At 58.2% G+C, this 22,687-nt stretch carries 19 protein-coding genes and 1 pseudogene; 4 read left to right on the plus strand and 16 right to left on the minus strand.

The annotated features are described in order from the left end of the window. Window positions 1-195: 195 nt before the first annotated feature. The 4 genes and pseudogenes from AC1MDT_RS20745 to AC1MDT_RS20760 form a co-directional block, all read right to left on the minus strand. A complete protein-coding gene (locus AC1MDT_RS20745; RefSeq protein WP_480418743.1) occupies window positions 196-1,290 on the minus strand; it encodes a polyamine ABC transporter substrate-binding protein in 1,095 nt (364 codons plus the stop codon). A gap of 182 nt (window positions 1,291-1,472) precedes the next feature. Continuing rightward, window positions 1,473-2,837, minus strand: a complete 1,365-nt coding sequence (locus AC1MDT_RS20750) for an aspartate aminotransferase family protein (RefSeq protein ID WP_480418744.1) — start codon at window positions 2,835-2,837, stop codon at window positions 1,473-1,475. A 58-nt stretch (window positions 2,838-2,895) separates the two neighbouring features. Then, window positions 2,896-4,254: a glutamine synthetase family protein gene (locus tag AC1MDT_RS20755; protein ID WP_480418745.1), complete on the minus strand. Its 1,359-nt coding sequence runs from the start codon at window positions 4,252-4,254 to the stop codon at window positions 2,896-2,898. 123 nt (window positions 4,255-4,377) lie between these two features. Further along, a pseudogene (locus AC1MDT_RS20760) lies at window positions 4,378-4,656 on the minus strand (gamma-glutamyl-gamma-aminobutyrate hydrolase family protein); the annotation flags it as partial. Window positions 4,657-4,934: 278 nt separating this feature from the next. Between AC1MDT_RS20760 and AC1MDT_RS20765 the strand changes: the two are divergent. Both AC1MDT_RS20765 and AC1MDT_RS20770 read left to right on the plus strand, forming a co-directional pair. After that, entirely contained in the window at window positions 4,935-6,311 is a 1,377-nt protein-coding gene (locus AC1MDT_RS20765; RefSeq protein ID WP_414910478.1) for a glutamine synthetase family protein, read from the plus strand. Between the two features lie 229 nt (window positions 6,312-6,540). Beyond that, window positions 6,541-7,179, plus strand: coding sequence for a TetR/AcrR family transcriptional regulator (locus AC1MDT_RS20770; protein WP_480418746.1), 639 nt, complete (start codon window positions 6,541-6,543; stop codon window positions 7,177-7,179). A 183-nt stretch (window positions 7,180-7,362) separates the two neighbouring features. Here AC1MDT_RS20770 and AC1MDT_RS20775 read toward each other — a convergent pair whose 3' ends face one another. From AC1MDT_RS20775 to AC1MDT_RS20815, 9 genes are all read right to left on the minus strand, one after another. Continuing rightward, on the minus strand, window positions 7,363-7,578 hold the full coding sequence (locus tag AC1MDT_RS20775; RefSeq protein WP_003229256.1) for a TOBE domain-containing protein: 216 nt from the start codon (window positions 7,576-7,578) through the stop codon (window positions 7,363-7,365). A 33-nt stretch (window positions 7,579-7,611) separates the two neighbouring features. Beyond that, window positions 7,612-8,418, minus strand: coding sequence for an aliphatic sulfonates ABC transporter ATP-binding protein (ssuB, locus tag AC1MDT_RS20780; RefSeq protein ID WP_480418747.1), 807 nt, complete (start codon window positions 8,416-8,418; stop codon window positions 7,612-7,614). Continuing rightward, window positions 8,415-9,197 carry an aliphatic sulfonate ABC transporter permease SsuC gene (ssuC, locus tag AC1MDT_RS20785; protein WP_480418748.1) on the minus strand — a complete coding sequence of 261 codons (783 nt, stop codon included), beginning with the start codon at window positions 9,195-9,197 and terminating at the stop codon, window positions 8,415-8,417. Before ssuC ends, ssuB begins: the two co-directional genes overlap by 4 nt. A 9-nt stretch (window positions 9,198-9,206) precedes the next feature. Further along, window positions 9,207-10,355 carry an FMNH2-dependent alkanesulfonate monooxygenase gene (ssuD, locus tag AC1MDT_RS20790; protein WP_480418749.1) on the minus strand — a complete coding sequence of 383 codons (1,149 nt, stop codon included), beginning with the start codon at window positions 10,353-10,355 and terminating at the stop codon, window positions 9,207-9,209. 25 nt (window positions 10,356-10,380) lie between these two features. Further along, window positions 10,381-11,346: a sulfonate ABC transporter substrate-binding protein gene (locus AC1MDT_RS20795; RefSeq protein ID WP_480418750.1), complete on the minus strand. Its 966-nt coding sequence runs from the start codon at window positions 11,344-11,346 to the stop codon at window positions 10,381-10,383. Between the two features lie 101 nt (window positions 11,347-11,447). Next, window positions 11,448-12,041 carry an NADPH-dependent FMN reductase gene (ssuE, locus tag AC1MDT_RS20800; protein WP_414910484.1) on the minus strand — a complete coding sequence of 198 codons (594 nt, stop codon included), beginning with the start codon at window positions 12,039-12,041 and terminating at the stop codon, window positions 11,448-11,450. A 332-nt stretch (window positions 12,042-12,373) separates the two neighbouring features. Continuing rightward, window positions 12,374-13,012, minus strand: coding sequence for a peroxiredoxin (locus AC1MDT_RS20805; protein ID WP_480418751.1), 639 nt, complete (start codon window positions 13,010-13,012; stop codon window positions 12,374-12,376). 290 nt (window positions 13,013-13,302) lie between these two features. Continuing rightward, entirely contained in the window at window positions 13,303-14,646 is a 1,344-nt protein-coding gene (locus AC1MDT_RS20810; protein ID WP_480418752.1) for an OprD family porin, read from the minus strand. 411 nt (window positions 14,647-15,057) lie between these two features. Next, the gene (locus AC1MDT_RS20815; protein ID WP_480418753.1) at window positions 15,058-16,398 is read right to left on the minus strand and encodes an OprD family outer membrane porin; all 1,341 of its coding nucleotides are present in this window, start codon (window positions 16,396-16,398) and stop codon (window positions 15,058-15,060) included. 352 nt (window positions 16,399-16,750) lie between these two features. On the opposite strand from AC1MDT_RS20815, the gene tauA reads away from it, so the two are divergent. Next, complete coding sequence (gene tauA / locus AC1MDT_RS20820) at window positions 16,751-17,740, plus strand: taurine ABC transporter substrate-binding protein (protein WP_480418754.1); 990 nt, start codon at window positions 16,751-16,753, stop codon at window positions 17,738-17,740. Between the two features lie 54 nt (window positions 17,741-17,794). Here the strand turns inward: tauA and argA are convergent, their stop codons facing one another. Next, window positions 17,795-19,093, minus strand: coding sequence for an amino-acid N-acetyltransferase (argA, locus tag AC1MDT_RS20825; RefSeq protein ID WP_480418755.1), 1,299 nt, complete (start codon window positions 19,091-19,093; stop codon window positions 17,795-17,797). Window positions 19,094-19,339: 246 nt separating this feature from the next. Beyond that, on the minus strand, window positions 19,340-20,500 hold the full coding sequence (argE, locus tag AC1MDT_RS20830; protein WP_480418756.1) for an acetylornithine deacetylase: 1,161 nt from the start codon (window positions 20,498-20,500) through the stop codon (window positions 19,340-19,342). 177 nt (window positions 20,501-20,677) lie between these two features. On the opposite strand from argE, the gene AC1MDT_RS20835 reads away from it, so the two are divergent. Then, on the plus strand, window positions 20,678-22,045 hold the full coding sequence (locus tag AC1MDT_RS20835; protein WP_480418757.1) for a CYTH domain-containing protein: 1,368 nt from the start codon (window positions 20,678-20,680) through the stop codon (window positions 22,043-22,045). Window positions 22,046-22,153: 108 nt separating this feature from the next. Here the strand turns inward: AC1MDT_RS20835 and AC1MDT_RS20840 are convergent, their stop codons facing one another. Next, window positions 22,154-22,618, minus strand: coding sequence for an Lrp/AsnC family transcriptional regulator (locus tag AC1MDT_RS20840; protein ID WP_109635733.1), 465 nt, complete (start codon window positions 22,616-22,618; stop codon window positions 22,154-22,156). Window positions 22,619-22,687 lie beyond the last annotated feature (69 nt).

Here is a 22,687-nt window from a genome sequence, read left to right on the forward strand (position 1 = left end):
ACAGTCATGGCTGCCCAGCAACAAAACCGGCGCGCAACTTACCCTCGAAAAACCGTTCCAGCAAAACTTTTATACAGATATGACCGTTGTAGGAGCGAGCTTGCTCGCGATGGTCGTCAACGATAACGCGTGGTGCCTGACACCCTGCGGCGTTACGGTTTTTTTCGCGAGCAAGCTCGCTCCTACAGGGTTTTCTTATTTACCCGATTTGATCTTGGTCCAGCTGCGGGTCAGTTCACGCTGAGTAGCGGCTGGCAAATCAGCGATCGCATACAGCTTGGCCTGCACGTCGGCTGACGGGTAGATGCCCGGGTCCGAGGTGATTTCCTTGTTCACGTACTGAGTTGCTTCGGCGTTGCCGTTAGGGAAACGCACGGCATTGGTGATGTCGGCCATCACTTTCGGCTGCAACAAGTAGTTCATGAACTTGTAGGCACCCTCGACGTTTTCCGCATCCTTAGGGATCGCGACCATGTCGTAGAAGCTGCCAGCGCCTTCTTTTGGAATGGCGTAGCTGACTTTCACCTTGTCACCGGCTTCGGCGGCACGGGACTTGGCTTGCTGAACGTCACCCGAATAGCCGACCGCTACGCAGATGTTGCCGTTGGCCAGGTCCGAGATGTACTTGGAGGAGTGGAAGTAAGTGACCGACGGACGAACCTTCAGGAACAGGTCTTCGGCTTTCTTGATGTCTTCTTTCTTCTGGCTGTCGGTTGGCAGACCCAGGTAATGCAGGGCAACCGGTAGCATTTCGGTAGGCGAATCGAGGAAGCTCACGCCGCAGCCCTTGAGCTTGGCAATGTTCTCAGGCTTGAACACGATGTCCCAGGAATCGATGGTGTCGACACCCAGCGCAGCCTTGACCTTCTCCGGGTTGTAACCGATACCGATCGAGCCCCACATGTAAGGGAAGGCGTGCTTGTTGTCCGGGTCGCTGATGGAAACTGCCTTGAGCAGCGACTTGTTCAGGTTGCCGTAGTTGGGCAACTTGGACTTGTCCAGCTCCTGGTAAACCCCGGCCTTGATTTGCTTGGCCAGGAAGTTGTTCGACGGTACGACGATGTCGTAGCCGGACTTGCCAGCCAGCAATTTGGCTTCCAGGGTTTCGTTGCTGTCAAAAACGTCGTACACCACCTTGATCCCGGACTCTTTCTCGAAGTTCGCGATGGTGTCCGGAGCGATGTAATCGGACCAGTTATAGACGTGCAACACCTTATCGTCCGCCTGAGCAGCACCCGCCATCACGCCCAGCAGGGACATGGCGAGGAGGGTCTTACCAGCTACTTTCATACCTAATGCCTTCATGGGTAATGCTCCAATTTTTCTTTTTAACCACGTGCTCAGCGGCCTTTTACTGGGCATCCGAACAACCGGTAGTCTGGCAACTTCCGAGGCGGGCTTTCAAGGAAAGACCCATCCTTTGTTTCCTCTGGGCGAAATGCAAACCTCGCACCCCGCCCAGAGCCTAGCACCTAGCCTTGCAACGCACTCAGGGTCAGGTCCAGACACTTGCGTGCCTTGGTCACCAGCTCATCGATTTCAGCCTTGGTGATCACCAGCGGCGGAGCGATGATCATGGTGTCGCCGACGGCGCGCATGATCAGGCCGTTGTCGAAGCAGAACTGGCGGCAGATCATGCCGACGCCCTTGCCTTCGTAACGTTTGCGAGTGGCCTTGTCCTGAACCAGTTCGATGGCCCCCAACAGACCCACCCCGCGCACTTCCCCCACCAACGGGTGATCGTTCAGCTCCCGTAGACGCTTTTGCAAATAGGGTGCCGTTTCTGCATGAACGCGCTCGATAATTTTTTCTTCGCGCAGGATACGGATGTTTTCCAGTGCCACCGCCGCAGCCACCGGGTGCCCGGAATAGGTGAAACCGTGGTTGAAATCGCCACCTTCGTTGAGCACCTCGACCACGGTGTCACGAACGATCAGGCCACCCATCGGGATGTAACCGGAGGTCAGGCCTTTGGCGATGGTCATCATGTCGGGCTTGAGGTCGTAGTAATCGGAACCAAACCACTCACCGGTGCGACCAAAACCACAAATCACTTCGTCCGCCACGAACAGGATGTCGTACTTGGCGAGGATTTCCTTGATGCGCGGCCAGTAGGTGTCTGGCGCAATGATCACGCCGCCGGCGCCCTGGATCGGCTCGGCAATAAAGGCACCGACGTTGTCCACGCCGACTTCCAGAATCTTCTCTTCCAGCTGATTGGCCGCCCACACACCGAACTCTTGCGGTGTCATGTCGCCGCCTTCAGCAAACCAGTACGGCTGGGCGATGTGGACGATGCCCGGGATCGGCAAGTCGCCTTGTTCATGCATGTACGTCATGCCACCCAGGCTCGCGCCGGCCACGGTGGAACCGTGATAACCGTTTTTGCGGCTGATGATGACCTTCTTCTTCGGCTGGCCCTTGATTGCCCAGTAGTGACGAACCATACGCAGCATGGTGTCGTTACCTTCCGAGCCGGAACCGGTGAAGAACACGTGGTTCATGCCCTCTGGCGCGATATCGGCGATGGCCTTGGCCAGCTCCAGCACCGGCGGGTGAGCGGTCTGGAAGAACAGATTGTAGTAAGGCAGTTCGCGCATTTGTTTGCTGGCAGCATCGGCCAGTTCATCGCGACCGTAGCCGATCGCTACGCACCAGAGACCGGCCATGCCGTCGAGGATCTTGTTGCCTTCACTGTCCCAGAGGTAAACACCCTTGGCACTGGTGATGATGCGCGGACCTTTCTCTTTCAGCTGCTTGAAGTCACTGAACGGGGCCAGGTGATGATCATTGCTCAGGGCCTGCCATTCACGGGTTTGCGGATTGTTGCTGGTCATGCGAATTCTCCTAAGGTTGCAGTGAAAGGCGCGGAAATTTCCACCCGCGCCCGGCGCATCAGACGGCAAAGAGCAGGAACTCCCGCTCCCATGAACTGATCACGCGCTTGAAGTTTTCATGCTCGGCCCGCTTGACCGCGACGTAGCCAGTGATGAATTTCTTGCCCAGGTATTTCTCGATAGTCGCGCTGTGCTCCATACGATCGAGCGCGTCTTCGATGGTCAGTGGCAGGCGCAGGTTGCGGCGTTCATAGCCACGACCCACCACCGGCGCACTCGGGTTAATGCCTTCAACCATGCCGATGTAACCGCAGAGCAAGCTCGCGGCAATTGCCAGGTAAGGGTTGGCATCGGCACCCGGCAGGCGGTTTTCCACCCGACGGTTTTGCGGCCCGGCATCCGGAACCCGCAGGCCCACGGTGCGGTTCTCTTCGCCCCATTCCACGTTAACCGGTGCCGAGGTGTCCGGCAGGAAGCGACGGAACGAGTTGACGTTGGGGGCGAACAGCGGCAGCAATTCCGGAATGAATTTCTGCAGGCCGCCAATGTGGTTCAGGAACAGTTGACTCATGGTCCCGTCTTCATTGGCGAAGACGTTCTTGCCGGTTTCGATGTCGATGATGCTCTGGTGCAAGTGCATCGCGCTGCCCGGCTCGCCGGTCATGGGCTTGGCCATGAACGTGGCCGCCACGTCGTGCTTGAGCGCGGCCTCGCGCATGGTGCGTTTGAACACCAGAATCTGGTCAGCAAGAGACAGGGCATCGCCGTGACGGAAGTTGATTTCCATCTGCGCCGTGCCGTCTTCGTGGATCAGCGTATCGAGGTCCAGCTCCTGCAATTCGCACCAGTCATAGACGTCTTCGAACAGCGGATCGAATTCGTTCGCCGCTTCAATGGAGAACGATTGACGGCCAGTTTCCGGGCGGCCGGAGCGGCCGACAGGCGGTTGCAGCGGGTAGTCCGGATCGTCACTGCGCTTGGTCAGGTAGAACTCCATTTCCGGTGCCACGATGGGCTGCCAGCCCCTTTCGGAATAAAGTTTCAGTACCTTTTTGAGCACGTTGCGCGGCGACAGCTCGATCGGGTTGCCTTGCTTATCGTAGGTGTCGTGAATCACCTGGGCGGTTGGCTCTATGGCCCAAGGCACCAGGAACACCGCGTTGCGGTCCGGACGGCAGATCATGTCGATGTCGGCCGGGTCGAGCAATTGGTAATAGATGTCGTCTTCGACATAGTCGCCGGTCACGGTCTGCAACAGAACACTTTCTGGCAGGCGCATGCCTTTTTCGGCGATGAACTTGTTGGTCGGCGAAATCTTGCCCCGGGTGATCCCGGTCAAGTCGGCGATCATGCATTCGACTTCTGTGATCTTGTGGTCTTTCAACCAATCGGTGAGCTGGTCGAGGTTGTTACTCATAAATGCCTCTAGGCTTTGAGTTTCCTGATGCTTGCAAGCGTCAGGCGACAGTTGACGCATCCGCGTCGCGTTGAAATGCGTGTCTGCGACAGGCTATTGTGTTTTTCCGGATCGCGCGGCAACTGCCGGGTGTGCAGAATCGCGAGCAAAGCCCTGCGAGATAGCTGAGCCGCTATAGTGAATCGGTTCTATATTGAATGGAGTAACCCTAATGGGGGTGCCATCGCGACCGTCCAGAATAACGGACGGAGACGGTCGATCCGCCAGGGACGCAAGGATGACTGACAGCCCCGAAACCGCTGAGGCCACGGCGCGGACAGAAATGTCGCCACTGATGTGATAAGCATGCAGACCTATCTGCCTGGAGCAGATGGTGACGCCGATTAACGGCAGGCGAGACATGAAGCACCCCGGTATTATTGCTGTTATGGGTTTGAATCGAGCTTAGCCTTGTTCATTTTTTTACACAACACCCCCGTAAAAAATACAACACGGCCCGCTCAAACTCGCGGGCATCAAAGCGTCCAAAGACATAAAAACGCCCCAAAGTGCCTCAAAAAAGCCCCACAGGTGCTTTTTTAGGGCAAAAAAGGCCTCGCTTGACTTCGGCATGCCGTTCGGGTTGACTGGAATCCGAAGAGATCAATGATTGATATTTTTAACAACAAAGGTGTTGCATCATGTCGGTACCCCCGCGTGCCGTTCAGCTTAACGAAGCGAACGCGTTCCTTAAGGAACATCCTGAGGTTCTGTACGTTGACCTTCTGATTGCGGATATGAATGGTGTGGTGCGCGGCAAGCGCATCGAACGCACCAGCCTCCACAAGGTTTACGAGAAAGGCATCAACCTGCCGGCCTCTCTATTTGCTCTGGATATCAATGGCTCGACGGTGGAAAGCACCGGCCTGGGCCTGGACATCGGCGATGCTGACCGAATCTGTTATCCAATCCCCGACACCCTGTGCAATGAGCCTTGGCAGAAGCGCCCTACCGCGCAACTGTTGATGACCATGCACGAACTCGAAGGTGCCCCGTTCTTCGCCGATCCTCGCGAAGTCCTGCGTCAGGTTGTCACCAAGTTCGATGAGATGGGTTTGACCATCTGCGCCGCGTTCGAACTGGAGTTCTACCTGATCGACCAGGAGAACGTGAACGGTCGCCCACAGCCTCCGCGCTCGCCGATCTCCGGCAAACGCCCGCATTCGACTCAGGTTTACCTGATCGACGACCTCGACGAATACGTCGACTGCCTCCAGGACATTCTGGAAGGTGCGAAAGAGCAAGGCATCCCTGCCGATGCAATCGTCAAGGAAAGTGCCCCGGCGCAGTTCGAAGTGAACCTGCACCACGTGGCCGACCCGATCAAGGCCTGCGACTATGCGGTCCTGCTCAAGCGCCTGATCAAAAACATCGCCTACGACCATGAAATGGACACCACCTTCATGGCCAAGCCTTATCCAGGCCAGGCGGGCAACGGTTTGCACGTCCACATCTCGATTCTCGACAAAGAAGGCAAAAACATTTTTGCCAGTGAGGATCCCGAGCAGAACGCCGCACTGCGTCACGCGATCGGCGGTGTGCTCGAGACCCTACCGGCGCAGATGGCTTTCCTCTGCCCGAACGTCAACTCCTACCGTCGTTTCGGCGCACAGTTCTACGTGCCGAACTCGCCGTGCTGGGGCCTGGACAACCGCACCGTAGCGATCCGCGTACCGACCGGTTCCTCCGATGCCGTGCGTATCGAGCATCGTGTAGCTGGCGCCGACGCCAACCCGTATCTGTTGATGGCTTCGGTTCTGGCCGGTATTCACCACGGCCTGACCAACCAGATCGAGCCGGGCGCACCCGTAGAAGGCAACTCCTACGAGCAGAACGAGCAAAGCTTGCCGAACAACCTGCGCGACGCACTGCGCGAGCTGGACGACAGCGAAGTCATGGCCAAGTACATCGATCCGAAATACATCGATATCTTCGTGGCCTGTAAGGAAAGTGAACTGGAGGAGTTTGAACACTCCATCTCTGACCTCGAATACAACTGGTACCTGCATACCGTGTAAGCGGTTGCAGTAAAAAACAAACGCCGTTGGCTGATAAGGCCGGCGGCGTTTTTTTATGGCCGCCTTCGGCGGATCGCGAGCAGGCTCGCTCCCACAGGGGGGACTCTGTGAATTCAAATCTGGCATTCAACACCGATCAAATGTGGGAGCGAGCTTGCTCGCGATGGCGGCCGGGCAGACAACATAGATGCCTGCTCGTACAATGCCCGCTGCCCCGCAGGAGACTTCAATGACCCGACTCGCCACCCCACGCAAACCCCGCGCCCGCAGCCAGGCCCGGATCGATTCAATACTCGATGCCGCCCGCACGCTGCTGGCCGCCGAGGGTGTGGCCAGTCTGTCTATCTATAGCGTCGCCGAGCGCGCGGAAATTCCGCCCTCCTCGGTCTACCACTTTTTCGCCAGCGTCCCGGCCCTGCTCGAAGCCCTGACCGCCGACGTCCACGCCGCGTTCCGCGCCTGCCTGCAAGCACCCATCGACCACGGCGCTCTCAATGGCTGGCGCGACCTGTCGCGACTGGTGGAGCAACGGATGCTTAAAATCTACGGCGAAGACGCCGCCGCCCGGCAACTGATCCTCGCCCAGCATGGCCTGACTGAAGTCACCCAGGCTGACCGCCAGCACGACATCGAGCTGGGCGACCTGATGCACAAGCTGTTCGATCATCATTTCGAACTGCCGAAGCTGCCGAATGATGTCGATGTGTTTGCGTTGGCGATGGAGTTGGGTGACCGGGTCTATGCGCGCTCGGTGCAACAACACGGGCAGATTACGCCGCGCATGGCTGAGGAAGGGATGCGGGTGTTTGATGCGTATCTGGGGCTGTACTTGCCGCCGTATTTACCCAAGCGCGCTATGGCGGTCTGATTTACTGGTTGGCCGTGCGGGCCTCTTCGCGAGCAGGCTCGCTCCCACATTGGATCTGCAACAAACAGTTCCCTGTGGGAGCGAGCCTGCTCGCGATGGCCGCACCGCCGAACTCACTGATTCATGCGCATAAAAAACCCCGAAGGGCTCACGCCACTCGGGGTTGTTCGTCATGCACACGCCTTACAACTTGGCGATCGACACCTCGGTGGATTTCACAAAGGCGATCACTTCGCTGCCGACCACCAGTTCCAGCTCTTTCACCGAGCGGGTGGTGATCACCGATGTGACGATGCCGGACGCGGTCTGCACGTCGATTTCCGAAAGCACGTCACCCAGGACGATTTCCTTGATGGAGCCTTTGAACTGGTTGCGTACGTTGATGGCCTTGATAGTCATGATATTGATTCCTGTCGTTGATTGAGGCTTGAGTTATTGAGCCCAACGCAATTGCGTAGGCAAGGGTGAAACAGGTTCCGGTTGCGGCGGTTCGCCGGGCAGCGCAAGGACGCGGTTGAGGACTTCGGTTTCCAGCGCCGCCAGCCGATGGGAACCACGAACCCGTGGGCGCGGCAGCTCTACGAGCAGGTCGAGGCCGACTTCGCCCTCTTCAATCAGGATCACCCGATCGGCAATCGCCACCGCTTCACTGACGTCGTGGGTCACCAGCAATACAGTGAAACCGTGTTGCTGCCAGAGCCGCTCGATCAGTTGCTGCATTTCAATGCGGGTCAGGGCATCCAGCGCGCCCAGTGGTTCATCGAGCAATAGCAAACGCGGTTGATGGATCAGCGCGCGAGCCAGGGCAACACGTTGCTTCTGCCCCCCGGACAGGGCCGCCGGCCATTCGTTGGCGCGGTCCGCCAAACCTACCGATTCCAGCGCTTGCAGCGCGTGTGGACGCCAGTTGCCCTTAAGCCCGAGGCCGACGTTATCGATGACTTTTTTCCACGGCAGCAATCGCGCTTCCTGAAACATCAGTCGCGTGTCTTCCCGCGCATCGCCGAGCGGTGCCGAGCCGGCCAGCAACTCACCGCCCGTAGGTTTGTCGAGACCGGCCAGCAAGCGCAGCAGAGTGCTTTTGCCGCAACCACTGCGCCCCACCACGGCAACGAACTGACCGGCAGGAATGTGCAGGTCGATCTCGCGCAATACCTGCCGCGAGCCAAAGGTTTTTTGCAGCTTGCGCACTGCCAGCGGAATACCGCGCAGCAGGCGTGGAGGTTGTTGAGCCGTCATGCGGCACCTCCTTTGGTCACTTGATACGCCGGATGCCAGCGCAACCACACACGCTCAAGACCACGGGCCGCGAGGTCGGCCAGTTTTCCGAGCACTGCGTACAACAGAATCGCCAGCACCACCACGTCGGTCTGCAAGAACTCCCGGGCATTCATCGCCAGGTAGCCGATGCCTGAGCTGGCGGAGATGGTTTCCGCCACGATCAGCGTCAGCCACATAAAGCCGAGGGCGAAACGCACGCCCACCAGAATCGAAGGCAACGCACCGGGCAAGATCACCTGGCGGAACAGGCTGAAACCGGACAGACCATAACTGCGGGACATTTCCACCAACGCCGGATCTACGTTGCGGATGCCGTGGTAGGTGTTGAGGTAGATAGGGAACAACGTGCCCAGCGCCACCAGGAAAATCTTCGCCGACTCGTCGATGCCGAACCACAGGATCACCAGTGGAATCAGCGCCAGGTGCGGCACGTTGCGGATCATCTGCACTGAACTGTCGAGCAGGCGTTCGCCCCATTTCGACAGGCCGGTGATGAAGCCCAATACCAGACCGATACTGCCGCCAATGGTGAAGCCCAGCGCCGCCCGCCAGCCGCTGATCGCCAGGTGAGTCCAGATTTCGCCGCTGCGTACCAGGCTCACGCCGGCCTCGATGACGGCAATGGGCGCCGGCAGAATCCGCGTCGACAACCAGCCCGCCGACACTGATAACTGCCACACCGCCAGCAGCACGATCGGCAACGCCCAAGGGGCCAGGTTGTGGATGAGTTTCTTCATGGCGGCGTCTCAGCTCTGGGACGCAGCTTTGGGAAGGATGTCGTTGGCCACCATTTCGCCGAACGGGCTGACGTAACCGCTGCTTTTCGGCAACTCGGGACGCTCGATATCCAGATGCGGGAACAGCAATTCGGCGACGCGATAGGACTCTTCCAGGTGTGGATAACCGGAGAAGATGAACGTGTCGATGCCCAGCTCCGCGTATTCCTTCACGCGTGCGGCCACGGTCGGACCGTCGCCCACCAGCGCTGTCCCGGCACCGCCACGCACCAAGCCGACGCCGGCCCAAAGGTTGGGACTGACTTCCAGGTTGTCGCGGCTACCGCCATGCAGCGCGGCCATGCGTTGTTGGCCCACGGAATCGAAGCGCGCCAGGGACGCTTGGGCACGCGCAATGGTGTCGTCGTCCAGGTGCGAGATCAGTCGATCCGCCGCTTGCCAGGCTTCGGCATTGGTTTCGCGAACGATCACGTGCAAGCGAATGCCGAAGCGTACGGTACGTCCGAGCTTCGCCGCTTTGGCACGCACTTGCTCGATCTTTTCCGCAACAGCGGCCGGTGGTTCGCCCCAGGTCAGGACCATTTCAACCTGTTCGGCCGCCAGGTCCTGCGCCGCTTCCGACGAGCCGCCGAAGTACAGTGGCGGACGCGGTTGCTGGATGGGTGGATAGAGCAGCTTCGCGCCCTTCACACTGATGTGCTGACCGTCGTAATCAACGGTTTCGCCTTCCAGTACGCGGCGCCAGATGCGGGTGAATTCCACCGAGGCTTGATAGCGCTCCTCGTGACTTAGGAACAAACCGTCGCCGGCCAACTCCTCCGGATCCCCCCCGGTCACCAGGTTGAACAGTGCACGCCCTCCGGACAAGCGATCCAGCGTGGCGGCCTGACGCGCCGCGACCGTCGGGGAAATGATCCCGGGGCGCAGGGCGACGAGGAACTTCAAACGCTGGGTCACCGGGATCAGCGACGCCGCCACCAACCATGAGTCTTCGCAGGAGCGACCGGTGGGAATCAGCACCCCGCCAAAGCCCAGGCGATCCGCCGCTTGCGCGACTTGTTGCAGGTAACCGTGGTCGACGGCGCGAGCGCCTTCGGCGGTACCCAGGTAATGGCCGTCGCCGTGGGTAGGCAGGAACCAGAAGATATTGAGGCTCATGGAGTGGTCTCCTTAGGAAGTCGAATTACTGTGCGTTGGCAACGGCCGCCGGTGGCGTCCAGATCACGTCTTTGATGCTCAATGGCTTCGGAATCAGCTTGAGCTGGTAGAAGGTGTCGGCAATTTTCTGTTGGGCGGCGACCACATCAGGCGTGAGGAACAACGCACCGTAGCCCTGGCGTTTCATCGAGGTCAGGGTGATGTCCGCTGGCAGGCCAATCAGTGGCGAAACCTGTTGGGTTACGTCTTCCGGGTTGGCTTTGGACCACTCACCGACCGCTCGAACTTCTTCCACCAGGGCCTTGATCACCTCAGGATTTTTTTGCGCGTAAGGCTTGGTCGCCAGGTAGAACTGATGGTTGTCGACGATGCCTTGGCCATCACGCAAGGTGCGTGCTTGCAGCTGCTGTTCGGCGGCAGCCTGGTAGGGGTCCCAGATCACCCAGGCATCGACACTGCCACGCTCGAACGCGGCGCGGGCATCGGCGGGCGGCAGGAATACGGTCTGGATATCGGTGTATTTGAGGCCGGCATCTTCCAGGGCGCGGACCAGCAGGTAGTGAACGTTGGAGCCTTTGTTCAGGACGACTTTCTTGCCCTTGAGGTCCTGCACCGATTTGATCGCCGAGTCCTTCGGCACCAGGATCGCTTCACTGTGGGGTGCTGGCGGTTCGTAGGCGACGTAGAGCAAATCAGCGCCCGCCGCCTGGGCGAAGACTGGAGGCGTTTCGCCGGTGACGCCGAAGTCGATGGAACCGACGTTCAGGCCTTCGAGCAACTGCGGGCCACCGGGAAACTCAGTCCATTGCACATCCACGCCTTGGGCGGCGAGGCGTTTTTCCAGCGTGCCCTTGGCTTTGAGCAGCACCAGCGTGCCGTACTTTTGATAACCGATTCGTAACGTCTCGGCCTGAGCTTGAGCAATAACGCCGAAGGACACAGCCGCAACAAACAGAGCGACCAGACCACGACGCAAAATGACAGTGCGCATAGCGCTCTCCTTTTTGCAGTAGGGTTTTGGCTGCACCTGCTTGGCCGTTAGCGGCTGAGTAAGGTGAGTACTTCAAATTCAGATGTGGCTTAAGTGCTGGCTTAAATGCTCCAGCGAGCACTCAACAAACGTTCATTCAACAGGTTCGGATCGAGCGGCTTGGGCCGTCGGGCCATGGCGCTGAAAAACAGCTCAAGCGATTCATTCAGTCGTTGTTCCAGCTCCGGTGCCAATTGCGCCTGGGCGCTGCCTTCGCCGTAAGCGATCTGGCTGTCTACCGCGAAAATCCCGTGGAGCATTTCCTGGGCTTTCAGCGCCGACAACACCGGTTTGAGCGCGTAGTCCACCGCCAGCATGTGGGCGATGCTGCCACCGGTTGCCATGGGCAATACCACTTTGTGGGCCAGCGCCCGTTCGGGCAGCAAGTCCAACACGGTTTTCAGTGCACCGGAGAACGATGCCTTGTAGACCGGTGTAGCGATCAGCAGCCCATCGGCGTTTTCAATCTGTTGCAGCAAGTCGATCACCTTCGGGCTGTCGAAGCGTGCATGCAGTAAGTCTTCGGCCGGGAAGTCCCGCACCTGGTAACTCACCACTTCCACACCTTGCTCTTGTAACCAGCGTTGGGAGCGTTGCAGCAAGACTCCGGAACGGGAGCGCGGGCTGGGACTGCCACCGAGTGAGACGACCAGCATTCAGACGATTCCTTGAACGGTGTGGGCGATTCGCGGTTTGCGATCTCGCTTCGATGGAGTGACCTTAACAGGTGATTTATATATCTATAAATCATATTTATTCATTTGGTTATTCGTTAAGGATCTATATGAGACACCTTTCTTCAGGTAAAAAAACAGGCCGTAGAAACGGCCTGAAATCCCCCTGCTTTGTGGATTCGTATCAATCTGAATGCAGCGGTGCCTGATAGGTCCTCTTCGCGAGCAGGCTCACTCCCACATGGATGGCGTGCTCTTGTGGGAGCGAGCCTGCTCGCGAAGGCGGCTTAAGCCGCAACGCAGAAATTGAAGGTTTACCTGTTGGGCTGCGGCGTCAGGCGCAGGTACGGTTTTATCGCGCGATACCCCTTGGGGAAGCGTGTGTTGATTTCGTCTTCGTCCTTGAGCGACGGCACGATCACCACTTCATCACCGTCCTGCCAATTGGCCGGGGTGGCTACTTTGTAGTGATCGGTGAGTTGCAGCGAGTCGATCACTCGCAAAATCTCGTTGAAGTTGCGACCGGTGCTGGCCGGGTAAGTGATGGTCAGCCGAACCTTTTTGTTCGGATCGATCACAAACAGAGAGCGCACCGTCAGGGTGTCGTTGGCGTTCGGGTGGATCAGGTCGTAGAGGTCCGACACCTTGCGGTCGGCATCGGCCAGGATCGGGAAGTTAACGAGGGTGTTCTGGGTTTCGTTGATGTCCTCGATCCATTTGTGGTGCGAATCCACCGGGTCTACGGACAGGGCGACGGCCTTGACGCCACGCTTGGCAAATTCATCCTTGAGCTTGGCGGTGAAGCCGAGTTCGGTGGTGCACACCGGGGTGAAGTCCGCTGGGTGAGAGAACAGCACGCCCCAGCTATCGCCCAGCCATTCGTGGAAACGAAGGGTGCCGACGCTGGAGTCCTGTTCGAAATCGGGGGCGATATCGCCCAGTCTGAGGCTCATGGTGCTGCTCCTGATGAGTGCGGGTCGAGCTTAACTGTGCCTGTGTTGCGTATGAATTAAAAAGAATAAATATCGATTTATTTAGACCTAAAAAGAATATTAAAGATCTGTTCACTGGACCTTCACCCGCCTCGAGACGAACATCTCCCGCAAGGTTCGAGAAGGCCTGAGTTGCTGCAAAAGAGGGAGTTTCGAGGAGGGTTTACGGGGGTGAGCCTGACTTGAGACGAAAAAGCCCCGCCCGGCGTGATGCCGGGCGGGGCTTTTTTATGTCAGTGATGCGAGCGCTGTTACAACAGCGGGATCGAGTAGCTGACGATCACGCGGTTTTCGTCCTGGTCGCGAGTGTTCGGCAGGTCGGTCCGCCAGGTAGCGTTTTTCCACATCAGGCCGAGGTTTTTCAACGCGCCGGACTGAACAACGTAACCCACGGTCAAGTCGCGCTCCCACTCGGAAGCGCCGTTAGCCGCCTCGGCACCGCGAGCGTTAACGGTGTCGATATTGTCGCCATGCAGGTAAACCATACCCGCCGTCAGGCCAGGAACGCCGACCGTGGCGAAGTCATACGAATAGCGTGCTTGCCAAGTGCGCTCGCCGGCACGACTAAACTTCTGGATCTGCATGTCGGTGATGGTGTAGTTCGACGAACCGTCGCCCTGGTTCAGCCACGGGAAATCGCTGCTGCCGTTGCTGACCTGGTAACCGCCACCGAAGGTGTGACCGGCAACGGAGTACAGGAACAGACCGCTGTACAGGTTGTTGTCGACCGGGCCTTTTCCGTTAGCCGCGCCACTGTAGTCGCCGGTGCTGTAGTAAAGCGGATTGTGACCGTTAGCTCCGTCGTCAGAGCTGTTGAAGTAGCGCAAGTCCGACTTCAACACACCCGGGCCGATTGCCCAGTTGTGAACCAGCCCCAGGAAGTGTTGCTTGTAGAATTCTTCCAGGTTGCCGTAGTAGTACTGGACAGTCAGGTCTTTGGTGATTTTGTAGTCACCGCCGGCATAGTTGAACTTGTTGCTGTCGCGAGCCGTTGCGCTTCGGCCATTGGCGCCCGAAATCGACAGCGATTGGTTGTTGCTTGAGTTACGACCCTTGGCTTGCTCAATCTGACCACCGATCAGGGTCAGATCCTTGATGTCGTTCGAGCTGATCTGGCCGCCCTGCCAGGTTTGCGGCAGCAGACGACCGTCGTTGGTCACGATTACCGGCAGTTTTGGCTGCAGCGTGCCCAATTTCAGTTCGGTCTGAGAGACCTTGGCTTTGGCCGTCAGGCCCAGGCTGGAGAAGTCATCAACCGCTTCGCCGTTGGAGTTGCTTGGGAAAACAGTGCCGCCGTAGGAAGTCGCAGTGGCGCCGTTGGTGCCGCCACCCGAATCCAGCTTAACGCCCAGCAAGCCGATCGCATCAACACCAAAGCCAACGGTGCCTTGGGTGTAACCGGAGATGAAACGCAGATCGAAGCCTTGGCCCCATTCTTCGTTTTTGTTCGGACCGGTACCGTCACGGTAATCGGTGTTGATGTAGAAGTTACGCAGCCCCAATGTTGCCTTGCTGTCTTCGATGAAACCTGCGGCGCTTGCCTGCTGCGCCAAAACCCCAACGGCCACAGCCATGGCCAAGGTGGATTTGTTCATTTGTTTCGCTCCTAATATTTCTAATTCTGTGTGTCTGGTCCTGGATCGATCGCCCGGGATCCTCAACGCGTAATTCGCGGCAGACCGTCTAGCCCGGTCGTTTGGCCGCGGCAGGATACAGCTTCATAATCCCAAAAAGAATCGTTAACATATTTTTAATATCATTATGGAATATGACGACGCCTGACAGATCGGAGGTCTCGGGGCGAAAGGCCCAACCTGAACTGATTGATTGTCGAGGGACGAAATTGCCAAAGTCCGAGACTAATGGTGAGTATCGGACGGGCTCACTTTAGGGGCTTGGTGAAAAAACCAAAAAGAATAAAAAAGAAATAGAACCTTTGATTATGGAATATAAAACTCGACACGAAAAAAAACCCCGCCAGCGGGCGGGGCTTTTTCTTGCGGCTATTACATGAAGCTGTAGGTGTAGTTCAAGATCACACGGGTCTGGTCTTGATCAAGGGTGCTGGTGTCGCCACGATAGGTACCGTGACGCAGAGTCGTACCAAACCCTTTCAGTGGGCCCGTTTGAATCACGTAGTCCACGCGCACGTCGGTCTCGTGCTCGCTCAGGTCTTGACCAACACCGCTGGTAGCCTTGATGTCTTGGCCATTCAAGTAAGCAATCGAAGCTTTCAAGCCTGGCACGCCCAGGGAGGCGAAGTCATAGGAGTACTGACCGAACGTGGTGTTTTCACCGGCACGGATAAAGCTGCCAACCGTGGCGTCGGTAAACGAGTAGAAGTTGGCGCCGCCAGCACCTTCAGGATTACCGTTGTCATTGACAAGGTTGCCTTGGTTCAGGAAAACGAAGCCGCCGTTATCGCTGACACGCTGATGCCCGAGCAAGAACGCACTGCCACCCAGGGTATAGGTGAACATGCCGCTCCAGGTCGTGTTATCGACCACGCCCTTTTCCTTGGCGAAGCCATTGTTGTTGTTGAACTGATAGCCGGCATCGCCGTTCTTGCCGTCGGAGCTGCTGTTGAAATAACGAAAATCAGACTTGAAGGATTGGTTCGGAGCAATCTGGAAAACATGCACCAGGCCGAGGAAGTTCTGCTTGTAGTAGTCTTGCAGGTTCGCATAGTAGTACTGCAGCTGGAGGTCTTTGGTGACCTTCCAGTCAGCACCGCCGAAACGGAACTGGTTGCTGTCCTGAGTACCGCCAGCCACCGCCATACCGGTGGAGTTGGAAGAGGCGCGACCCGACGCTTGCTCCAGTTGACCCAAGTTGAAGGTCACGTTGTCGATTTCCTTCGAGGTGATGGTGCCACCTTCAAAGGTCTGCGGCAGCAGACGGGTGTCGCTCGAGACCAGGATCGGCAGGTTAGGTGCCAGAGCGCCACCCAGGTGGGCCTCGGTCTTCGAGAAGCGCGCCTTGACGTTGCCATCCAAACGGCTCCACTCGTCGGCCGCCCCATTGCCATCGCTAGGGAAGAACGAGTTGCTGTTACCGGTCGGGTGATGCCCCGGGCCGCCATCCAGGTGGATACCGACCAGTGCCTGGGCGTCGATACCGAAACCAACGGTACCCTGGGTGAAACCGGAGAGGTAATCGAACTTGATACCCTCAGCGGTTTCTCGCTGTCTGTTAGCCGGAATGCTCGCACCTTCACGCATATCCGCGTCGTAATACATCGTGCGAGAGCTGATGGAAGCCTTGCTGTCTTCCAGGAAACCGGCGGCGCCTGCCTGCTGCGCCAAAACCCCTACCGCCACGGCCAGGGCCAAGGTGGACTTGTTCATTGTTTTGCTCCTATCGTTTCTAATTCTTTTGTTCCTGGTTCGGGGTCAAATGCCTCGAATCCTAAGATGCGCGATTAGCGCCAGACCGTGACTCACAAGTCAATCGTAACTATGTGTGTCTACGACCATAGTCTAATCCCCGGTTATTTGGTCCTTGCGGGGTCATGAATTTGTCATAAACCCTAAGAGGAACTATTTTCATACCCTTTAGGAATAACTCTCATTCCCATCGTAGGCCCTAAATAGAGCGGCCTACTCATAAGCTAATTCCTAAATTGTATTTATTGTCTGTTTTTTAGATCGTTTAGCTTTGACGCAATTCGGAAACATTCCCCTACCGAGAAGCGCCGCCATGACGACTAAACGCGCACTATCCAGTCCAATTGTTACAGTTTGTGTATCGCTTTTAATCTCGCTCTCCGCTCACGCGGCGAACCTCACCGTTGGCTATCAAACCGGCATTGATCCGAGCAAAGTCCCCCAAGCCGACGGCGTTTACGAGAAAACCATCGGCCAGAAAATCGATTGGCGCCGATTCGACAGTGGTCCGCAAGTGGTCACCGCCATTGCCTCTGGCGATGTGCAGATCGGCAATCTTGGCTCCAGCCCGCTGGCAGCAGCCGCCTCACGCAATCTGCCGATTGTCGCGTTCATCGTTTCCGCCCAGATCAATGCCGCCGAAGCCCTGGTGGTACGTAATGGCAGCGGCATCAACAAACCGGAAGATCTGATCGGCAAAACCATCGCAACACCGTTCGTTTCGACCTCTCACTACAGCCTGCTCGGCGCGTTGAAGCATTGGGGCCTGGACCCCTCGAAAGTCAAAGTGGTGAACCTGCAACCGGCGGAAATCGCTGCCGCGTGGAAGCGCGGCGACATTGATGGTGCCTTTGTCTGGTCGCCAGCCTTGGGGGAAATCCGCAAGACCGGCAAGACCTTGACTGATGCCGCTCAAGTCGGCCAATGGGGTGCACCGACCTTTGAGGTCTGGGTCGCGCGCAAGGATTACGCCGAGAAACACCCGGAGGTCGTCGCCAAATTCGCCAAGGTCACCCTGGATTCGTTCGCCGACTATGCCGCGCATAAAGACAGCTGGACCGCCGACTCGATACCGGTGCAGAAAATCGCCAAACTGACCGGTGCCAACGCCGCCGATGTGCCGGAATTGTTGGCAGGTTCCGCCTTCCCGGATGCCAAGGCACAACAAACCACCGCGCTGCTGGAGGGCGGCACGGCCAAGGCGATTGGCGAAACAGCCAAATTCTTGAAGGAACAAGGGAAGGTTGAAACGGTGCTGCCGGATTACTCGCCGTATGTCAGCGCGAAGTTCGTAACCGAGTGAAACACCGACCTGTAGGAGCGTCGACCGGCTGCTCCTACAGGGGTCGGCGCGTGATCAGAGGGTTTTTTCGAAGATCTTCGAATTGCGCTGATAGTTGTACAGCGACGCCCGCGCCGACGGCAGCCGGTCCACGCTGCTCGGCTCAAACCCGCGCTCACGGAACCAATGGGCAGTCCGGGTGGTGAGTACGAACAAGGTTTTCAACCCTTGAGCCCGTGCCCGGGTTTCGATCCGTTCCAGCAATTCATCCCCGCGACCGCCATGGCGGTATTCAGGGTTCACGGCCAGACACGCCAACTCGCCGGCATCCGAATCGGCGATCTGATACAGCGCCGCGCAAGCGATGATCATGCCTTCGCGTTCGACCACGCTGAATTGTTCGATCTCCCGCTCCAGCACCTCTCGGGAGCGACGTACCAGAATCCCCTGCTCTTCCAGCGGGCTGATCAGGTCCAGCAAACCGCCGACGTCTTCGATCGCTGCTTCGCGCACGACCTCGAATTGCTCCTGCGCCACCAGCGTACCGCCGCCGTCTCGGGTGAACAGCTCGGTCAGCAGCGCGCCGTCTTCGACATAGCTGACGATATGGCTGCGAGCCACGCCGCCACGACAGGCTTGCGCGGCGGCATCCAGCAGTTCAGCCTGATAGTTGCTGCCCAGGCGCAGCAGATGCGCAGGCACTTGCTGCGGGCGCAGCTCGCGAACCAGACGACCGTTTTCGTCGATCAAGCCCAAGTCGGCACCGAACAGCAGGAGTTTGTCCGCGCCCAGATCAATGGCGGCGCGCGTGGCAACGTCTTCGCAAGCAAGATTGAAAATCTCACCGGTCGGCGAGTAACCCAGCGGCGACAGCAGCACGATGGAGCGCTCGTCCAGCAGGCGATTGATGCCCTTGCGGTCGACCCGGCGTACTTCGCCAGTGTGGTGGTAGTCGACACCTTCGAGCACGCCGATTGGCCGTGCGGTCACCAGGTTGCCGCTGGCCACCCGCAGACGCGAGCCCTGCATCGGCGACGAGGCCATGTCCATCGACAGCCGCGCTTCGATGGCGATGCGCAATTGGCCAACCGCATCGATCACACACTCCAGCGTCGCCGCATCGGTGATGCGCATGCCGTGATGGTAATGCGGGGTCAAGCCGCGCGCGGCCAGGCGGGTTTCAATTTGCGGACGGGAACCGTGAACCAGCACCAGACGCACGCCAAGGCTGTGCAACAGCACCAGGTCATGGACGATATTACCGAAGTTGGGGTGCTCCACGCCGTCGCCGGGCAGCATGACGACAAAGGTGCAATCGCGGTGGGCGTTGATGTAAGGCGAAGCGTGACGAAGCCAATTAACGTATTCGGGCATGAACCTGGGCCTGTAATAAATAGCAGCCGAAAAAAGGGCGAAACTGAAAACGCACAGCGGGCTGATGGTTATCGTCGGAACAGGCTTGGCGACACGCGCGCTCTCCTCATGAATTAGGGTTTAAACACTGGCGCCCTTGTAGGAGCGAGCTTGCTCGCGAAGAACGCGAGGGCACCGCGTATATCCAGGCAGCCCCCATCATCGTTAACGTCCATCGTCGGAACGCCGCCCGGAGCAAGCTCGCTCCTACAGTGGGGTGTTGGCCGGTGTCAGGCAGTAATGTTCAATCAACTGACGTAATAGATGCACCGTAGGCTGCAAACGTGACATTTCGAGGAATTCTCCCGGTTGATGGGCGCAGGCGATGTCGCCAGGGCCAAGCACCAGTGTTTCGCAGCCAAGGCGCTGAAGATAAGGCGCTTCCGTGCCGAACGCCACTGCTTCGGCGCGATGACCGGTGAGCTTTTCCGCGAGCCGCACCAATTCTGCGTCCTCTGCCTGCTCGAAGGGCGGCACTTCGGGGAACAGCGGCGCGTAATCGATTTTCACTTGATGCCGTTCGGCAATCGGATTGAGCTTTTGCAAAATCGCTGCGCGCAGGGCTTTTGGGTCCATGCCAGGCAACGGCCGCAAATCGAATTCCAGCGAACACTGGCCGCAAATGCGGTTGGGGTTGTCGCCGCCATGAATGCAGCCAAAGTTCAGGGTCGGATGGGGCACGCTGAACTGCGGGTTGCGGAATTCGCGCTGCCAATGCAGGCGCAAACCGCGCAATTCGCCGATGGCATCGTGCATGGCTTCAAGGGCGCTATGGCCCAGGCGCGGATCCGAGGAGTGACCGCTTTGGCCGAGGATGTCGATGCGCTCCATCATGATGCCTTTATGCATGCGGATCGGCTTGAGCCCGGTCGGCTCGCCAATCACCGCCGCACGGCCCAACGGCCGCCCCGCTTGCGCCAATGCACGGGCACCGGACATCGAGCTTTCTTCATCGCAGGTGGCAAGAATCAGCAACGGCTGCTTGAACGGTTGATCGAGCAACGGTTTGACGGCATCAATGGCCAGGGCGAAAAAGCCCTTCATGTCACAACTGCCCAAACCGACCCAGCGGCCATCGACTTCGGTGAGTTTCAGCGGGTCGGTCTGCCACAGCGCGCCATCGAACGGCACGGTGTCACTGTGACCCGCCAGCACCAGGCCTCCGGGGCCGGAACCGAAACTGGCCAGCAGGTTGAACTTGCCGGGCATGACCTGCTGAATGTCGCAGGCAAAGCCCAGGTCACCAAGCCAGGTCGCGAGCAAATCAATCACCGGACGATTGGTTTGATCGAGGCTTGGCTGGGTACAACTGACGGACGGCGCAGCGATCAGCGCAGCAAACTGATCTTTCATGGACGGCAAAGGCATCGCTGACTCCCAACTCCCGAGTTGAACTCCATCATAGAACCATCCAGTGACAGGAATAAACCGTCGCGGCCGTCACCAAGCGTCAACAGACCCTATCTCGAATGAGTCCTGTACACTGCACGACCTTGGCAGCCACACATTCCCCCGGCTGCGCTCCCGATCCTGGATTTTCCGGCCATGCAGAAAGAAACCGAAATCAAACTCCGCGTCAGCCGCGAAACCCTCGCCGCTCTGCGCGAGCACCCGCTACTGAAAAAACGCAACAAAAGTGGCTGGGAACGCCGTGAGTTGATGAATCAATACTTCGACACGCCTGAGCGTGACCTGGCCCGTGCCAAGGTTGCCCTGCGCCTGCGCCGCGATGGCGAAGAAGTGATTCAGACCCTCAAGACGCGTGGCCAGAGCGTCGCCGGTCTGTCCGAACGCAACGAATACGACTGGAACCTGCCCAAAGCCAAGCTCGACGTGAAGAAACTCGACGGCGAATGCTGGCCTGAAGAACTGGCCGAACTGGACAAGAAAACCCTGAAGCCGATCTTCACCACCGATTTCGTCCGCGAGCGCGCCGAACTCGCCTGGGGCCGTGGCAAGACCAAAGTGGTCATCGAAGCCGCTCTGGACCTGGGCCACGTGGTAGTCGGCAAACAGAAGGAAGAAATCTGCGAGCTGGAACTGGAACTGCGTGAAGGCGATCCGGCCGCGCTTTTGGAACTGGCCGCCGAACTGGCCGCGACCCTGCCCCTGATGCCGTGTGACATCAGCAAGGCCGAGCGCGGTTATCGCCTGTACGACGCCAACAGCTATTCATTGAGTTTGCCAGCGCCGCAGATCACCGCCGAAATCCCGCTGGACGACGCCTTTGCCGCCCTGAGCTGGCACTTGCTGGGCAGCAGCCAGCGTCTGGCCGAGCAGTATCGCTTCAACGGCCACTGGCGCCTGTTGCAGGACTGGGTCGAAAACCTGGCTGAATTGCGCGCACTGCTGAGCAGCCTCGGCCAAGCGGCACCGCGCCAGTCGACTCACGACCTGCGCGTCGCGCTGGATGCGTTGCTGGAAGACTGGCGCCCGCTGGTTCTGGCCGGTCTGGACGATGAAGACGTGCGCAAAGCCGCGCCTGAGCAGTTCCTTGAAGAGCTCGAAGACCCGCGCTGGGGCCTGTTCTCCCTGACCACTTCGCGCTGGTTACTGGCCCGCACCTGGGCCGCCGATCGTAACGTGCGCGGCAATCGCCAGGGCGCGGCGCAACTGGGCAGCTGGTTGCCACGCCTGCTGGGCGAGGAAGCCACCTCACTGCAATTGCAGCGTTACCAGCAACAACCAGAAGACCTGGCCGAGCAACTGCCGCGTATCGAACGCATCCAGGCCTGGCTGCACCACGCCCGCAACGTGCTGGACATCCCGGAAATGGATCGCCTGTACGGCGAGCTGAAACAGCTTGCTCTGCTTGCTAACGAGCCGATTACCGATGAATCCCTGGATGCGCGTAAGCAGCAGGCGATTGCTGTTTATCAGAATCGTGCCTGGAAGATGCTGCTGCGCATGTAAGACCGCCTTCGCGAGCAGGCTCGCTCCCACACTGGATTTGTGCCAGACACACATCCCCTGTGGGAGCGAGCCTGCTCGCGAAGAGGCCAGCCCGGTCACCGCAAAATTTCAGACCGGCAAACTCGTCGTGGATTTGATTTCCGACAACGCCACAATCGAGTTCACCTCCTGTATCCCCGGCACCATCGACAGCTTTTCGAAGAAAAACCGCTCATACGCCTCAATATCCGCCGTCACAATCCGCAGCAAGAAATCCACCGATCCCATCAACACATAACACTCCAGCACTTCGGGAAAGCCGCGAATCGCCTCGGTAAACTCAGTGAAGTTCGAACGCCCGTGCGCGTTGAGTTTGATCTCCGCAAAGATCTGCGTGTTAAGCCCGATTTTCTTTCGGTCAAGCAGCGTCACCTGACCGCGAATGATTCCCTCCTCCTTCATTCGCTGAATCCGCCGCCAACAGGGTGACTGCGAAAGCCCTACCTGTTCGGCGATCTGCGCGCTGGAGAGAGAGGCGTCCTCTTGCAGCAACGCGAGAATCTTTCGATCGTAGCTATCCAGCTCGCTGTGCATAAAAAAACCTTCAAACAATAACTTATTGAATAATGCGATTCGATAAACCGCCAATAGAGCCCATCATAG

The organism is Pseudomonas sp. ASL7, assembly GCF_056680375.1.

What these genes read in the sequence shown, in the direction of transcription:
- AC1MDT_RS20745 (WP_480418743.1), bottom strand. Translation starts at nt 1,290, where the DNA reads ATGAAAGTAGCTGGTAAGACCCTCCTCGCCATGTCCCTGCTGGGCGTG.
- AC1MDT_RS20750 (WP_480418744.1), bottom strand. Translation starts at nt 2,837, where the DNA reads ATGACCAGCAACAATCCGCAAACCCGTGAATGGCAGGCCCTGAGCAAT.
- AC1MDT_RS20755 (WP_480418745.1), bottom strand. Translation starts at nt 4,254, where the DNA reads ATGAGTAACAACCTCGACCAGCTCACCGATTGGTTGAAAGACCACAAG.
- AC1MDT_RS20765 (WP_414910478.1), top strand. Translation starts at nt 4,935, where the DNA reads ATGTCGGTACCCCCGCGTGCCGTTCAGCTTAACGAAGCGAACGCGTTC.
- AC1MDT_RS20770 (WP_480418746.1), top strand. Translation starts at nt 6,541, where the DNA reads ATGACCCGACTCGCCACCCCACGCAAACCCCGCGCCCGCAGCCAGGCC.
- AC1MDT_RS20775 (WP_003229256.1), bottom strand. Translation starts at nt 7,578, where the DNA reads ATGACTATCAAGGCCATCAACGTACGCAACCAGTTCAAAGGCTCCATC.
- ssuB (WP_480418747.1), bottom strand. Translation starts at nt 8,418, where the DNA reads ATGACGGCTCAACAACCTCCACGCCTGCTGCGCGGTATTCCGCTGGCA.
- ssuC (WP_480418748.1), bottom strand. Translation starts at nt 9,197, where the DNA reads ATGAAGAAACTCATCCACAACCTGGCCCCTTGGGCGTTGCCGATCGTG.
- ssuD (WP_480418749.1), bottom strand. Translation starts at nt 10,355, where the DNA reads ATGAGCCTCAATATCTTCTGGTTCCTGCCTACCCACGGCGACGGCCAT.
- AC1MDT_RS20795 (WP_480418750.1), bottom strand. Translation starts at nt 11,346, where the DNA reads ATGCGCACTGTCATTTTGCGTCGTGGTCTGGTCGCTCTGTTTGTTGCG.
- ssuE (WP_414910484.1), bottom strand. Translation starts at nt 12,041, where the DNA reads ATGCTGGTCGTCTCACTCGGTGGCAGTCCCAGCCCGCGCTCCCGTTCC.
- AC1MDT_RS20805 (WP_480418751.1), bottom strand. Translation starts at nt 13,012, where the DNA reads ATGAGCCTCAGACTGGGCGATATCGCCCCCGATTTCGAACAGGACTCC.
- AC1MDT_RS20810 (WP_480418752.1), bottom strand. Translation starts at nt 14,646, where the DNA reads ATGAACAAATCCACCTTGGCCATGGCTGTGGCCGTTGGGGTTTTGGCG.
- AC1MDT_RS20815 (WP_480418753.1), bottom strand. Translation starts at nt 16,398, where the DNA reads ATGAACAAGTCCACCTTGGCCCTGGCCGTGGCGGTAGGGGTTTTGGCG.
- tauA (WP_480418754.1), top strand. Translation starts at nt 16,751, where the DNA reads ATGACGACTAAACGCGCACTATCCAGTCCAATTGTTACAGTTTGTGTA.
- argA (WP_480418755.1), bottom strand. Translation starts at nt 19,093, where the DNA reads ATGCCCGAATACGTTAATTGGCTTCGTCACGCTTCGCCTTACATCAAC.
- argE (WP_480418756.1), bottom strand. Translation starts at nt 20,500, where the DNA reads ATGCCTTTGCCGTCCATGAAAGATCAGTTTGCTGCGCTGATCGCTGCG.
- AC1MDT_RS20835 (WP_480418757.1), top strand. Translation starts at nt 20,678, where the DNA reads ATGCAGAAAGAAACCGAAATCAAACTCCGCGTCAGCCGCGAAACCCTC.
- AC1MDT_RS20840 (WP_109635733.1), bottom strand. Translation starts at nt 22,618, where the DNA reads ATGCACAGCGAGCTGGATAGCTACGATCGAAAGATTCTCGCGTTGCTG.